We start from the raw sequence: 13394 nt of genomic DNA on the forward strand, positions 1-13394 counted from the left end.
GGAGATACCCAAGTATTGATTAATCCTGTGCCAGTTTTCCGTGTCAGTACAGTCCGTTTGCATTTAACTACAAATTGTTAGTTTGCGTACTAACTTCAACATTAATATCAGGCGTTGGATTTAGTCGTATAGTTTCATTTACTACCTGTGAGTGATCAATATCCATGTATTAAGCCATTGATTGTTAGTGGTTTCCCGCGAAATATTTTTAATATTACAATCATTGGATTTGCCATATATGTCTTCCTATGAATATATTATCAAAGTGAAGGTGGCGTTGATAATATCGAGGCACCTAAAAAATTCAGAGGGGGAGACGCAGTTTGAAAGAATCTGCGGTGGGGTCAACAATGTCAGGGCAGTCCTTCGCGACGCTTAACGGCAGGCAAGGACGTTTCGGGGAATTGCTCGGGGCTGGTGGACAGGGTGAGGTCTACCATGTGATCGTTGATGGCCTGCCCTTTGCCTTGAAATGGTATCATCAGCATTATACCGAAATTGATACAGGTTTAAGGTTGCGACTGGAACGCGGTGTAAGGCGCGGCGCCCCGACGAATGATTTTCTTTGGCCTCTTGATCTTGTAGAGGTTCAGGGAAATCGTAGTTTTGGCTATATTATGTTATTGCGGAAAGCTGATTTTAGAGGCATTCGCGACCTGATCGCGCTTCCGCCAAATCGGCTTGAGCTTACTCTTGCCAATAGAATTCGTCTATGCCAGCAACTGGCCCATAGTTTTTTCGAGCTTCACGCCAGCGGATTCTGTTATCAGGACATCAATTTTGGCAATATATTTGTTAATCCGGATACAGCGCGCATTCTGATCTGTGATAATGACAATGTGAATATTGATGGCGCCGACGCAAGTATTTATGGCACCCGCAAATTTATGGCGCCGGAAGTTGTTCGCCGAGAATCCCTGCCCAACAGTCGCACCGATCTATTTTCAATGGCTGTACTGTTCTTTTACACGATTTTTGGCTGGCATCCGCTCGACGGCCGCAGAGAAAATGAAATTAGCGTCTTGAATGCTGATTCTGAAATGTCTCTCTATGGCACCAACCCGGTATTTGTGTTTGATCCGGACAGAGATGAAAACGGCCCGGTAGATGGTGTGCATGACTGGATCGTTGCACGTTGGCAAAGCCTGCCGCAAGCCTTGCGTCAGCTATTCATCCGCTCGTTTACGGACGGGCTTCGTGACCCAACCTTGCGGGTGCTTGAAACGGAATGGATGAATATTTTGAAAACCATTCCGGACGCTATTCACACATGTCATGAGTGCAGTTTCGAGCATGTCATATCAATAGAGAAAGATCAGTCCTTTGCCCCGGCGGAATGCCTTAGCTGCGGGGAAGTCCTGGAACTTTCACCTGTTTTATGCCTGGGCAACCACGTCATTACGTTGGATGTTGGGCAAGAGATCCGCGCTGGACAACTTGATAGCACTGATAGCTCCACCACCATCGCGGCAAAGGTTGAGGCCCACCCCACTCGTGCCGGTCTGATCGGCCTTCGCAATATGACAGACGCCCCGTGGCGGGTATCACTGCCCGAGGGGACATCACATATTGTGCCCTCTGGACAGGCCGTTCGTATCGCCCCCGGAACCGCGATTGAGTTTGGCAAAGCTGTTGGGAAAATATCGAAAATCAATCTGTTGGAGTCTGTTTCGTGAATATTTGCAGCTCAGACTGGAAGATAGCGGGGGCGTCCGTGCGCGGAGCGGCACATATTCGTTCAGGTCGTCCTAACCAGGATGCGGTTGAATACCTGCCCGCTACAGGGAATGGGATCCGTATTGTTGCTGCAGTCTCCGACGGCCATGGATCCGCGCCACATTTTCGCTCATCGACTGGTGCCAGATTAGCGACACAAGGGGCCGCAGATATTCTTGCCTGGCATCTGGACACGCAGGAAGACGATGAATCGGAGAGTACTCTGGCGGGGGAAATTGTCGCCCATTGGCGGGCGGCGGTGATCGCCGATATTGAGGCCAACCCCCTTGATGAAGAGGACGCGCAATTTTCGAGTCACTCGGCGTTTACGCCTTACGGCGCGACACTGATTACGGCGGCGGCGAATGAAAACATTGCAATTCTACTTCAAATTGGAGATGGAGACTTATTGCTCGGCTATGCTGATGGCAGCGTCGAACGGCCACTACCTGACGATGACGGGTTGCAGGGAGAAGAAACCTTTTCACTCTGCCAAGAGGATGCCGGCCAGTATTTCCGGATAGCCACGATGTGGAACCAGAATGATCATCGCTGGCCTGACTTTATGCTTCTTGCAACCGACGGGGTGGCCAAATCGTTCCGTGACAATACTGGTTTCGAAGAGGCTGTACGACACTTACGCCTACTCGCGCACGACAATTGGGAAGAAACAATAGAAGCACTTCCTGCGTGGCTGGAAGAAGTCTCCGGCAACGGCAGTGGGGACGACAGCACAATATGTATTGCCATCCGTCCAGGAAGTAACTTGCTTAGAAAGGAAAAAGAATAATTATGGCCAAGAAAAAGAAGCCTGTTATGCCGACGGTGCCTCGTGATCATGACGAAGCAAGTTTTTCAGAACTGGTTCCATTTCGCTCCAAAAATATAAAAATATTTAAAAGCCCACTTTTTTTGCTCACGATACTGCTCGCTATTGGCGTGCCGTTTCTGTTTGCCGCGATGGGAGGGGTTCTGGGAAATCCAGATTCTCAGCAACGGTTCGGCGCTCTGGTTACAGTCAACCTGATCGTTTGCTTCTTTATGGTCATGATGTTCCAGCTGATGATTTTCTTCTATTCAAGAACTTCGCGACCCATCTGGACGTATATGTACCCGTTTGCTGCTGTTTGCGTGATCATGATGACTCCTCTGATCACGCCCTATTTCTTTGTTTTCCGGACAATTCTTCCGGGCAACATCGGCTCGGGCCCGAATGCAAATTTCATCATGACATTTATCGGAATGTTTTTTGGCGCGGGCCTGATGGAAGAACTGTTAAAGGCCACGCCGATCCTGTTCGGGGCATGGTGGGCAATGAAAGCAGAAACCCAGCCGAGCCTGAAAAATAATATGTTCTGGAAAATTATTCATGTTCGGGGGCCGTTGGACGGTGCCCTGATGGGTATTTTCGCGGGCGGTGCTTTCACATTCATTGAAACCGGCACTCAATATGTTCCCAATATGGTTCAGGACATCGCGAAGGAAACCGGTGATCTGTCGCTGGGTATGGCCGGCGGGTTGCTACTTCTCATGCCCCGGGTCCTTGGCTCCCTCGTAGGCCATATGGCCTATGCCGGGATTGTCGGATATTTTGTCGGCCTTGCTGTCATTCGACCCAAGCAGATGTGGAAGATACTCGCAATCGGCTGGCTCTCCGGAGCAACGATCCATGCATTGTGGAATAGTGTTCCCATTATCTCGCCGATATTAAGCTATGTTATTGCAGGTGTTTCCGCTGTCGGGCTGGTTGCTGCAATTCTGAAGGCCCGTCATATTGACGCAAAAGATTCAGGGCGAACTGCTGAAAGTTTTGGATCCATTGTCGTGGGGAGTGACGACAAGCCACCACAGCGAGCAGCCGCAGCCCCTACACCGCCACCGGCGGCACAAGCGGCTCCCGCAGCAGCAGCTCCGCCTCCTTCTGCAGCTACTGCCAAGTCGGAAATGCTGGCGCTCGATATTGACGGACTGCAAATTCCCCTCCGGGCTGACAGCACCATTGACTTGGGAGGCGAACCCGCGCTCGGTGGACGCGGTGCTGGTGTTACCGGCGCTGTCGTACCTCACCCCAGCCGGGCCAATGTTATCGGTCTTCGGAACAGTGGAAGTAGTGCATGGTCTGCAACGCTACGCGACGGCAGCAAGCAAATGATCGAGGTTAACCAAAATATCCGTCTGGCACCCGGTGTTGTGATTAATTTCGGTGGTGATCTGGTTGGAACTGTCGTGGGGCAAGGATAGTTATGGCCAAAAGGCTTCCCCTCGATCCCTCAGCAATAGCGCGCCGGCAACTTCAAATCCTGCTGGCGATCGATTGCTCGGGTTCCATGCAAGGCGATCGTATCGCGTCCCTTAACTATGCGATGCGCACCGCCTTGCCCGAACTGAGAAATGTCGCTGCAGAAAACCCTGAGGTGGATGTCAGGATGAGCGTCTTGCGGTTCGCTTCCACCGCTGAATGGCAAATAGAAGCACCGGAACCAGTAGAAAAAGTTCAATGGACGGACCTGACGGCGGAGGGTGAGACCCATATGGGAGACGCGCTACATCTTCTGGCGGCCCGGCTGACTGCGGATGCAATGCCGGGACGGCAGCTCCCTCCGGTTGTTGTCCTGGCATCCGATGGATATCCAACGGATGATTTTGAAGCCGGATTTGAAGCTTTCTTTGCTGCCGATCATACCATGTCGGCGATCCGCCTGGCCGTTGCCATCGGATCAGATGCCGACAATGAAATGCTTGGCCGTTTCATTCGTCATCCGGAATTAAAACCACTTAAGGCCAACAATGCAACCGACCTTGTAAAATACATCAAATGGGCGACAACCGCCCCCGTCAAAGCTGCGTCATCGCCAACGAACTCACCCGATCCTCTCATGGCCTTCGTACAAGAAATCGACCAAGATCAGGCGGTTGCAAGCGATATTATCTGGTAAAAAAGGAACAGTCATGTCTGTTGAAGACCGCTTATTCACACTTGTAGACCAATGCCGCCAACAACAAGGCGACGGTTTCATTCAATCTCCTGCCTTGTTTGTGCCTCGCCTCAGTAGTCAGGCCCCGGATCTGCATGCAGAAATAAAGGCATTGGGAGCGGCGCTTGAAATGAATGCAGCTGGCCGTATCGAGAATGCTACCGACAGCAGTAATGAAGCTGAGCAAATAAAGAACGAGATTGCAGTAAAAGAGAAATTATCGGCGGGTGTTGTTGCCGCCGCCTTAAACGTTGCCCGTCGAATTGGCTCTTTGTCAGCTGTTGGAACATCCCCGGCGGGAGATGGATGGGCGGGAGATTCTGTGGTTGTAGGCACACCCGCAACCCCACAATATCAGCAACCACAGTCGGCTCAACCTGGCCATACAGCTGGTGATCAGTATGAAGAAGAAGAAGATGATGATGACGATGAAGAGGAGGAAAAGCCTCCCATTTGGAAGGATAAGCGCGTAATTGCGGGTGCTGTGATTGCTCTGGTTGCAGTATTGTACTTCTCGCAGCAACAGGGGGGAGGGCAACAACCAGGTCCCCAACCTGCGCCACAACCTGCACCGCAGCCGATACCGCAGCCCGGACCGCAGCCGATGCCACAACCCGGACCGCAGCCAATGCCACAACCCGGACCGCAGCCGGTCCCTCAACCAGGGCCTCAGCCGGTCCCCCAACAGACATTACCCTTACTACAACCGCCGAATGGGCAATTGCCAACCCTGCAGGTGCAGCAGTTACAAAATGGTAGTCTCGGCATCAGCTTCACGATGACAACACAGGCCGGACAGTCGCCGGCCATGGTCATGCTGCCTGCCGGTAGCTGGGACGGTGGAGAAGGGCTGCTCGGTATCTGGCGTCCCGGTGTTGACTATAACACAAACCGTCCAGATAGTCTGGGCAGTGGGTATATGTTACCGTTCAATAATAACGGTGTGCCAGTACGTGCCCTGATACCGGTGTGGCAGCAGGATAATATGGGCTTTGGAAGCATTTGTGTCGCATTTATGGGCTCAACCGGACAGGATGTTCAATTACGCGGGTCGACCATGTGCGTAATGGATGGTAATTGTGAACGAGCGTCAGGATGTGGCCGGATACAATAGGAAATGACTGAAAATACACCTATTTATGACTCGCTGGCAGAGGTTCTGAAGACGCTTGTGGAGCGTTTCGGCGAGGATATCTTCAACGACCGTCGGCGGTTGATATCCTTGCTAGCTGACCATCTGCCTGAAGCCAAGAGAGAAATGCGGGTTGTCAGTTCTGCGGTGGATGAGGGTGTTCCCTCAGCGCTCGCCACTACAGAACGTCACCTTTCGGGCCTTGAAATGGACCGCCAGGTTGGCCGCCTGGAAGCTGGAACCGGACTTCGTATTGATATTGCCCGGCAAATTGTACGAGCGTTCGCCTATTCTCTGGGTCTCGGCCCCTTGCCATCGGTTTATGAAGCGCCTCCGTCAGCCGCCCAAAAGCCTTCGCAAGCTGGGGGCGACAATTGGGCCGGCCTTTCGCAACCAGTGCAATCGGAAACTGGAGGACAGATGAGCAATGCTTCCTCCCGAAACGCTTCAACAAACAGCCAGAAAAGAAAAGCCACGCAGAAAGTGGTAAATACCATCAAAATCGGTGGGTTTACGGTGAATCGAAAATACGCGATTGCGGCACTTGGTGTCTTTGGGGTGATTGTTGTTGGTCTGCATGATGGGTTCGGAGGAGGGGACGATCCCACACCCTCCGGTACCAATGATCCTGTAGTTATAAATACACCCACCAATAACGTGGGCTATGCTGGCGAATTGCTGGACAGAGGCGTGGCCGCTAAATCGACATTAGAAAGTAACGTTGGAAGCCCGACACCTATGTCAATTCCTGTAGGGCGGCGCGTGACAACTTATGAAGTCCAGGACTTGATAACGCGAGATACGTCAATTCAGCTAATTGATGTATTGGCAAATGCACATGGCTCTACAATCAAGAATGCTGCCTATCTACCGTCGGGTGGATATGGCGGCAACTTCAACGATAATGATCAACGGGATTTTTCTGCATCCCTGAAGGCATTATTTCGCGGGAACACATCCAAACCAATTATTTTCTTTTGCGCCGGGGCAGAATGCTGGGAATCTTATAACGCGGTGCTTCGCGCCCATGCCGCTGGCTACACCAATCTTTACTGGTATCGTGGAGGTCTGGCTTCATGGAGTGCCGCCGGACTACCCATGGCGCCGACGCCCCCCCCTCGTTAAATGTATGCTTTTAACAGGGTATGACATGGCAATTCATAGGCTCACGCCGTGCAAAGTAGCAACGGCTGGTTTCGGTTAATATGAAGATGGCGGAGGATGCGCCTTGTGGTTTCGAAAGCAGGCTCAAGGAAATGGGTGCTGCGCTACACACTCAACGGTAAGCGACGGGAAATGGGCCTAGGGAGCTATCCAGACGTTGGCCTTGCAGGCGCTCGTACAAAGGCTTCTGAGTACCGTCAACAGATTGTTGAGAAGATTGACCCCATAGCAGCCCGGCGGGTTGAACTGGAAGCCATACCCACCTTTACGAGCTGCGCTGCCCGGTTTATCCGCTCCCATCGGCACGGCTGGAAAAATGCCAAACATGCCCGCCAGTGGGTCAGCACCCTAAAGACCTATGCAAAACCTGTGATCCGCTCAAAATCGGTGGATGCTATCGAGACAAAAGACATACTGGAAATTCTCTCGCCGATCTGGACAACCAAGACCGAGACCGCCAAGCGCGTCCGGGCACGGGTGGAAAATATTCTCGACTTCACGACGGTCCATAAGTACCGGGCCGGGACTAATCCTGCAAGATGGTGGGGTCATTTGGATATGCTGTTGGTGAAACCTTCCAGAGTAAGAACAGTTAAACACCATCCGGCAATGCCCTATACGGAAGTTCCTGCATTCATGGAGGAACTTTCAAAGAATGCGGCGTATCCGCTCTGGCTCTCAGGTTCCTTATCCCGCCTTGCATATTTGCATGCGCAGACGCGGGAGAAAGGGCGAGGGCGCCGAGAGCAAGTGAAATTGCAGATAACGTGAGTATTTTTTCATAGCGATATTCTATTCCTTATCTAATCTGGAGAAGCGAGAACGATACGCAAGACAGAAAAAACTGCATTGATCACGATCAACTTCAACGCTGAATACTGATTAAATCCACGTGATCTACTGAAAGCTTCAGGCCGCTTTTATTGGAAAATACCCCTAATTCTCATCACCGTCCTGCCACCGCAAAAATAACTTTTCGCCAACAAAAATTACCGTAATCCCTATTAGCGATGCGTAGATGACTGTCATGTCCGTCGAGACCTTCACAAACAGGAAGGCCGAGAGTATGACAATATCGAAAACAATTGCGGTAAGGACAATAAAGCCATTGGCATCGATCTCTTTGCGTAAATGGCGGAATACGCCCCAGTGGATGCCAATGTCCATAAGAATATAAAAGATGGCCCCGAGCGACGCGATACGGCTCAAATCGAAAAATATGGTCAGGAAAATGGCAATCACGACAGTATAGACCAGCGTATGTTTCTGGATATCCCCCGGCATGCCAAAATGGCTATGCGGTACCAGTTTCATGTCAGTGAGCATGGCAAGCATCCTCGATACGGCAAACACGCTGGCAATCAGCCCGGATATCGTCGCGACAATCGCCAGTCCGACCGTGAACCATAACCCATACTCCCCAAAGGCTGGCCGCGACGCCCGTGCCAGCGCGAAATCCTTGGCCTCAATAATCTCGGATAATGTGAGATTTCCAGCGACCGCGAGTGCGACCAGTAAATAGATGACGATGCAGACTAATATCGAAATTATGATCGCCCGTCCGACATTCTTGTGGGGATCTATAATTTCCGATCCGCTGTTGGTAATGGTCGTAAATCCCTTAAACGCCAGAATGGCCAGCGCCATTGCCGCAAGAAACCCTGCAATCGATGTATTGGGAGCAGATTTTGGTATAACGCTTTCAAAGGAGATACCTGAAAGCCACAAACCACCCGTCGCAAAGACGAGGATGCCGCCGATTTTTAGAAAAGCCATAAACAATGAAAATCCGCCAATAAGCCGATTACCTGAAATGTTAATCAAAAAGGCGAATACCAGCACACCAACCGCCAGCGCAGTCACCGCCCAACCGGCAGATTCAGCATTGAATAATTGCATGGTGTAGGATCCGAAAGTACGAGCGACCAGGCTTTCGTTGATGACCATCGAAAAATACATCAGTAACGCCCCACCGGCCGTCACCGTTCCCCGGCCATAAGCCTTCTGCAGGAACATGCCGATGCCGCCCGCTGACGGAAATGCATTCGATAGTTTAATATAAGAGTATGCACTGAAAGCTGTCACGACTGCCGCAGCAAGAAACGCTAGCGGGAACAGGGAGCCCGCCAACTCCGCAATCTGCCCTGTGAGGGCAAGGATACCTGCGCCAATCATCACGCCGGTTCCCATGGAAACAGCACCAATGAGTGTCAGGCTGTTTTTCTTGTATTGCTGTGATCGGCTATGCTTTGAATGATCTGTCATCATGGCCTCACTAATTTATGGCTGGAATCCCGCGCCAAACGGGGAGGAAGCATTGATAATCCCCTCCCGTTGAGCCTTTACGTCTAACTAGAACATCAATTTCGTCCCGATAACAAAATTCCAGGCCGCAGGATCTTCCCCTTCGCTTTGCAGGAAATTTGCAGTCTGGCCGAATTTTCGTTCGTAAACAACACCGATATACGGTGAAATGGCGCGATCCAGAACATCGTAACTAAGCCTGAGACCCAATTCCACGCCATTAACACCCGAACCTACACCAATTTCAGGATCACTTGAAAACGCCGCATCGATTTTTGCCGATGGCGTTAGGATCAGGTAGTTGGTGAGCAGAACCTGGTACTGCACATCAAGATCCGCAGACGCCTTTCCCTTTTCACTGATATAGAAATTCGTATCAACCTCGAACCATTGCGGTGCCAGACCATAAAGCCCGACTGCGGCATACCAACGATCGGGGCCTTCCGGACTGGTATATCTGACGCCTCCCTTGATATCCCAGAAATCCGAGATGGGTGTTGCCAGAGATAATTGGTTTGAGAGACTTCCAAATTCATGTGCGTTCAGGTCATACTCAGCATCGCCATCCCAGCGAAGTTTAAGCTCATCCGTCCCGACATACCCGTTGCCGTCCCAGACGAAAAGATCATCGCCGGTGTCACTGATGCGATACTCAAGCTCTTCCAGTTTGATCCCATAATAGACATTCGCCGTATCGCCCGCGTAACCAGTTGCCGGTGAAAGGGCTAAAAGGGCAAGCGTGGCTTTATATAAGGTTTTCAATTTGAGTCTCATTGCATTGCTCCCTTTTCCGGCAAATCTATGCTGGCTGTCTTGGGACCGCCCTCGACAACTACTTTTCGGAACATCCCGGCATCCATATGGTAGGACAGGTGACAATGAAACGCCCATTGGCCGGGTACATCAACCTCGGTTTCAGAATAAACGGTGGTTCCGGGCGCGACGCTGATGGTATGCTTCGCCGGGTTCCATTTGCCCGCACCAACGTCAAGAATGCTCCACATCCCATGCAGATGCATGGGGTGGGTCATCATGGTTTCATTCACGAACTTAAATCGGACCCGCTCGCCATACTGAAGTACAATCGGCTCCGCGTCCTCATATTTCACGCCATTGATAGACCAGATATAGCGCTCCATATTCCCGGTCAGGCGTAGCTCGATTTCCCGTGTCGCCTCCCGATCCGCAAAGAGCGGTTTCTGTGCCTTCAGGTCAGCGTAAGACAGGAACTTCCCGCCATTTGCCGCGTCAGGCACAAGGCCGCTGCCATTTGTGTAAAAATTATCTTCTTCCTTTCCCATGCTCTTCATATTTGAGTGGTCCATACCCTTCATGCCGCCCTTATCCATTCCTTTCATAGTCGAATGGTCCATGCTCTTCATGTCGCCCTTGTCCATTCCCTTCATGGTCGAATGATCCATGCCCTCCATGTCGCCATGATCCATGCCCATATCCGCCATGGTGAGGAGGGGGCTTTCAGTCATTTCGGGGATGTCTGCCACCATTCCGTCACGCGGCGCAAGCGTCGCCCTTGCGTAGGCCGTGCGTCCCATGCTCGCCCCGAAAATGGTGTAAGCCTTGTCATCCATTGGCCTTACAATCACGTCATATGTCTCGGCAACCCCCAAGCGAAGCTCATCCACGGTGACGGGCTGCACGTTGTTTCCATCAGCGGCAACGACGGTCATTTTAAGACCGGGAATACGCACATCAAAATAGGTCATGGCGGAAGAATTGATGAACCGCAGGCGAATGCGTTCCTTGGGCGTGAAAAGCCCGGTCCAGTTCTGCACCGGCCCTTTGCCGTTAATGAGGGGAGTAAACCCTTGCACATCCTCGATATCCGTCGGCATCATCCGCATGTCGCCCCAAGCCATCCGATTTGAGACGGTCGCGCTCAGGCCGTTCTTACTGACGTCGGCAAAGAAATCACCCAGTGTTTGCTGTTTTCGATTGTAGTAATCCGCCGCCATTTTCAGGTTGCGCAAAATTCGCTTTCCCGAATGCGGATGCGTGTCGGTAAACTGAACAACGTAGTCCTTGTCAAAGCGGAATGGATCGCGGTTTTTGGGCTCAATGACAATCGATCCATAGGCGCCGTCCGGTTCCTGAAAACCGGAATGACTATGGAACCAGAAGGTTCCGGACTGGTTGATCGGAAACTTGTAGGTAAAGGTCTCGCCGGGTTCGATCCCGGGGTAACTGATTTTTGGCACCCCGTCCATCTGGAAGGGAAGGATCATTCCGTGCCAGTGAACTGACGTTGAGACATCGAGATTGTTCGTCACATTGATCGTGACGTCTTCACCCTCCTTGAACCGGAGGACGGGTCCCGGCGATTTACCATTATACCCGATCCCCTGTTTCGTGAAGTTACCGGTATCGATAAGAACCCTGTCGACCGTCAGGTCATAGGTTCCCGCGACGCTCAAGGTCGGAATGATGAGAGTACCCGCGGCGAGCAAAATGCCGACCTGCAGGGTTCGCATAAATGATTTTTTCATTTTGCTGTTCCTAACTGTTTCTAAAACGTGAAATCGCGCAGCCGGTGAAGGCTGCGCGGATATGTTATTCAAAATGAACTTCGCCCATCATGCCGGAGGCGTAATGGCCGGGAACGTTGCAGGCGAATTCCAGCTTGGCGGCATCTGCGAATTTCCAGATAATTTCGGCTGATTCCTTGGGCTCCAACAGCGCACTGTTCGGATCGTTATGTTCCATGGTTTTGCCATTTCCCATATCCATCTTCATCATATCGCGGTTGATCTTGTCGGCTTCCAGCACGCCATGCTCCATCATCATCATCATTTCTTCCTGATGCTCGGCGTGCATTTATGCGGTGCCGATATTGAATTCATGGACAAGTTCGCCCGTATTGACGATCTTGAAGCGAACTGTTTCCCCCTCTTTAACGGAAATACTTTCCGGCTCGTAATAGTTGTCATGCATCTTGACTTCGATGGTTCTGGTGACGTCCGCCGCATTACCAGACGCGCCGACGGCTGAATTGTTATCGTGACCGCCATCATGACTACCGGACGCCAACGCTATCGCGGAGCTTAAGGCCAAAACAGTTGTGAGGGTTACGCCGGCAACACCGGACATAAATGTACGCTTAATCTTCATTGTTTAGTTCCTAATCAAGTCTCCGCATACAGTGCACGGGCCAAAGACGTCCGGCTTGGAGACAGGTTTGATTTTCAATATTGAGAATTGGGTGAGGCAAAGGAATACAAACACGGCAACGCTCCGTGACTGTTAACTGCCTTAAATCGGAACTAATTTTTTGGGGGGCGGTCCAGTGGCGTGAGGTGCCGCAATGTCGCATGAGCGGCAATTGTATTAAACGGGGTTTTCGTCCCGAATGCCGTTGTCGTAACGGAGAAGTAAGCTGGCAAGCCAATTGCACAGGAAGCAACGCCGCATTTCTCTACATGATTATGGTACGACTTCGCCGGGGCCTTGGAGAAATCGCCCATCGCCGAGATCACATAATGAGAGACATTCTCGCCTTTTTCATGACTTTCGGCAGCAGGGATGACCGCAAAAATATTAAGCGCAAAAGCAAGAGCCATGAAAATGCTCGCACTTTTTCTAAGCCAGTTTAATTTTCGCCGCGCTGTTTTCAAAAGTTGCTCACAGACAAGAAAAATCAGAATATCGGAATTCTTTATATACTTAGCGGATAACCGATTCAACCGGTAACAGGAACCTAGTATTGTTATTCTCTGAGGAGATCAGGGCAGATTGACCTCGCGACGCACATTCTCTCATTATTAGTGAAATGAATTATTTTTCACTTTCCTTTTAGTTAACGATGCCAATCGATGGCCCAGATGTCTCTAAACCGCATAAACGTATCAGATAGAAATTATTTCACCAAATATTTGGGGGCCCGATTGGGAGACTGATCAGACAAGAAAAGAATTATCTTATTGTTTTTTATTAGTTTTTAATATTAGTGGCGGAGGGTCGGGGATTCGAACCCCGGAAGGGCTTGCACCCTTGCTGGTTTTCAAGACCAGTGCATTCAACCGCTCTGCCAACCCTCCGCGGGTGGGCGGGTCCGGATGCCGGACTGCGCCTCAACCGGATCGATTGCG

11 protein-coding genes, 1 tRNA gene and 1 pseudogene are annotated in these 13394 nt (G+C 51.1%); 7 read left to right on the forward strand and 6 right to left on the reverse strand.

Features of this window, described 5'->3' with window-relative positions:
* Positions 1 to 323: 323 nt before the first annotated feature.
* The 7 genes from ACESNI_RS08460 (at position 324) to ACESNI_RS08490 (ending at position 7758) form a co-directional block, all read left to right on the forward strand.
* Positions 324 to 1676, forward strand: a complete 1353-nt coding sequence (locus ACESNI_RS08460; protein ID WP_373086106.1) for a hypothetical protein — start codon at positions 324 to 326, stop codon at positions 1674 to 1676.
* The gene (locus ACESNI_RS08465; protein WP_373086107.1) at positions 1673 to 2506 is read left to right on the forward strand and encodes a PP2C family serine/threonine-protein phosphatase; all 834 of its coding nucleotides are present in this window, start codon (positions 1673 to 1675) and stop codon (positions 2504 to 2506) included. The genes ACESNI_RS08460 and ACESNI_RS08465 overlap by 4 nt, the downstream gene beginning before the upstream one ends.
* A gap of 2 nt (positions 2507 to 2508) precedes the next feature.
* Positions 2509 to 3957 carry a PrsW family intramembrane metalloprotease gene (locus ACESNI_RS08470; RefSeq protein ID WP_373086108.1) on the forward strand — a complete coding sequence of 483 codons (1449 nt, stop codon included), beginning with the start codon at positions 2509 to 2511 and terminating at the stop codon, positions 3955 to 3957.
* Positions 3958 to 3959: 2 nt separating this feature from the next.
* Positions 3960 to 4652: a VWA domain-containing protein gene (locus tag ACESNI_RS08475; RefSeq protein ID WP_373086109.1), complete on the forward strand. Its 693-nt coding sequence runs from the start codon at positions 3960 to 3962 to the stop codon at positions 4650 to 4652.
* Positions 4653 to 4665: 13 nt separating this feature from the next.
* Positions 4666 to 5805: a hypothetical protein gene (locus ACESNI_RS08480; protein ID WP_373086110.1), complete on the forward strand. Its 1140-nt coding sequence runs from the start codon at positions 4666 to 4668 to the stop codon at positions 5803 to 5805.
* 3 nt (positions 5806 to 5808) lie between these two features.
* The gene (locus ACESNI_RS08485) at positions 5809 to 6948 is read left to right on the forward strand and encodes a rhodanese-like domain-containing protein (RefSeq protein WP_373086111.1); all 1140 of its coding nucleotides are present in this window, start codon (positions 5809 to 5811) and stop codon (positions 6946 to 6948) included.
* A 105-nt stretch (positions 6949 to 7053) separates the two neighbouring features.
* Positions 7054 to 7758, forward strand: a complete 705-nt coding sequence (locus ACESNI_RS08490) for a tyrosine-type recombinase/integrase (RefSeq protein ID WP_373086112.1) — start codon at positions 7054 to 7056, stop codon at positions 7756 to 7758.
* 165 nt (positions 7759 to 7923) lie between these two features.
* On the opposite strand, the gene ACESNI_RS08495 is transcribed toward ACESNI_RS08490, so the two are convergent.
* The 6 genes and pseudogenes from ACESNI_RS08495 to ACESNI_RS08520 form a co-directional block, all read right to left on the reverse strand.
* Complete coding sequence (locus ACESNI_RS08495; RefSeq protein WP_373086113.1) at positions 7924 to 9255, reverse strand: APC family permease; 1332 nt, start codon at positions 9253 to 9255, stop codon at positions 7924 to 7926.
* An 84-nt stretch (positions 9256 to 9339) separates the two neighbouring features.
* Positions 9340 to 10065: a copper resistance protein B gene (locus ACESNI_RS08500; protein WP_373086114.1), complete on the reverse strand. Its 726-nt coding sequence runs from the start codon at positions 10063 to 10065 to the stop codon at positions 9340 to 9342.
* Positions 10062 to 11780: a copper resistance system multicopper oxidase gene (locus ACESNI_RS08505; RefSeq protein WP_373086117.1), complete on the reverse strand. Its 1719-nt coding sequence runs from the start codon at positions 11778 to 11780 to the stop codon at positions 10062 to 10064. Before ACESNI_RS08505 ends, ACESNI_RS08500 begins: the two co-directional genes overlap by 4 nt.
* 79 nt (positions 11781 to 11859) lie before the next feature.
* Positions 11860 to 12396, reverse strand: a pseudogene (locus tag ACESNI_RS08510) (cupredoxin domain-containing protein).
* A 173-nt stretch (positions 12397 to 12569) separates the two neighbouring features.
* The gene (locus ACESNI_RS08515) at positions 12570 to 12866 is read right to left on the reverse strand and encodes a hypothetical protein (RefSeq protein WP_373086115.1); all 297 of its coding nucleotides are present in this window, start codon (positions 12864 to 12866) and stop codon (positions 12570 to 12572) included.
* A gap of 387 nt (positions 12867 to 13253) precedes the next feature.
* Positions 13254 to 13343, reverse strand: a tRNA-Ser gene (locus ACESNI_RS08520).
* Positions 13344 to 13394 lie beyond the last annotated feature (51 nt).

Origin of the sequence: Sneathiella sp. (genome assembly GCF_041689005.1) — a bacterium.
Classification (GTDB): Bacteria; Pseudomonadota; Alphaproteobacteria; order Sneathiellales; family Sneathiellaceae; genus Sneathiella.

Bases quoted from the DNA above. Each gene is read 5' to 3' on its own strand.
- ACESNI_RS08470 (WP_373086108.1), top strand. From the start codon at position 2,509: ATGGCCAAGAAAAAGAAGCCTGTTATGCCGACGGTGCCTCGTGATCAT.
- ACESNI_RS08475 (WP_373086109.1), top strand. From the start codon at position 3,960: ATGGCCAAAAGGCTTCCCCTCGATCCCTCAGCAATAGCGCGCCGGCAA.
- ACESNI_RS08480 (WP_373086110.1), top strand. From the start codon at position 4,666: ATGTCTGTTGAAGACCGCTTATTCACACTTGTAGACCAATGCCGCCAA.
- ACESNI_RS08485 (WP_373086111.1), top strand. From the start codon at position 5,809: ATGACTGAAAATACACCTATTTATGACTCGCTGGCAGAGGTTCTGAAG.
- ACESNI_RS08495 (WP_373086113.1), bottom strand. From the start codon at position 9,255: ATGATGACAGATCATTCAAAGCATAGCCGATCACAGCAATACAAGAAA.
- ACESNI_RS08500 (WP_373086114.1), bottom strand. From the start codon at position 10,065: ATGAGACTCAAATTGAAAACCTTATATAAAGCCACGCTTGCCCTTTTA.
- ACESNI_RS08505 (WP_373086117.1), bottom strand. From the start codon at position 11,780: ATGCGAACCCTGCAGGTCGGCATTTTGCTCGCCGCGGGTACTCTCATC.
- ACESNI_RS08515 (WP_373086115.1), bottom strand. From the start codon at position 12,866: ATGGCTCTTGCTTTTGCGCTTAATATTTTTGCGGTCATCCCTGCTGCC.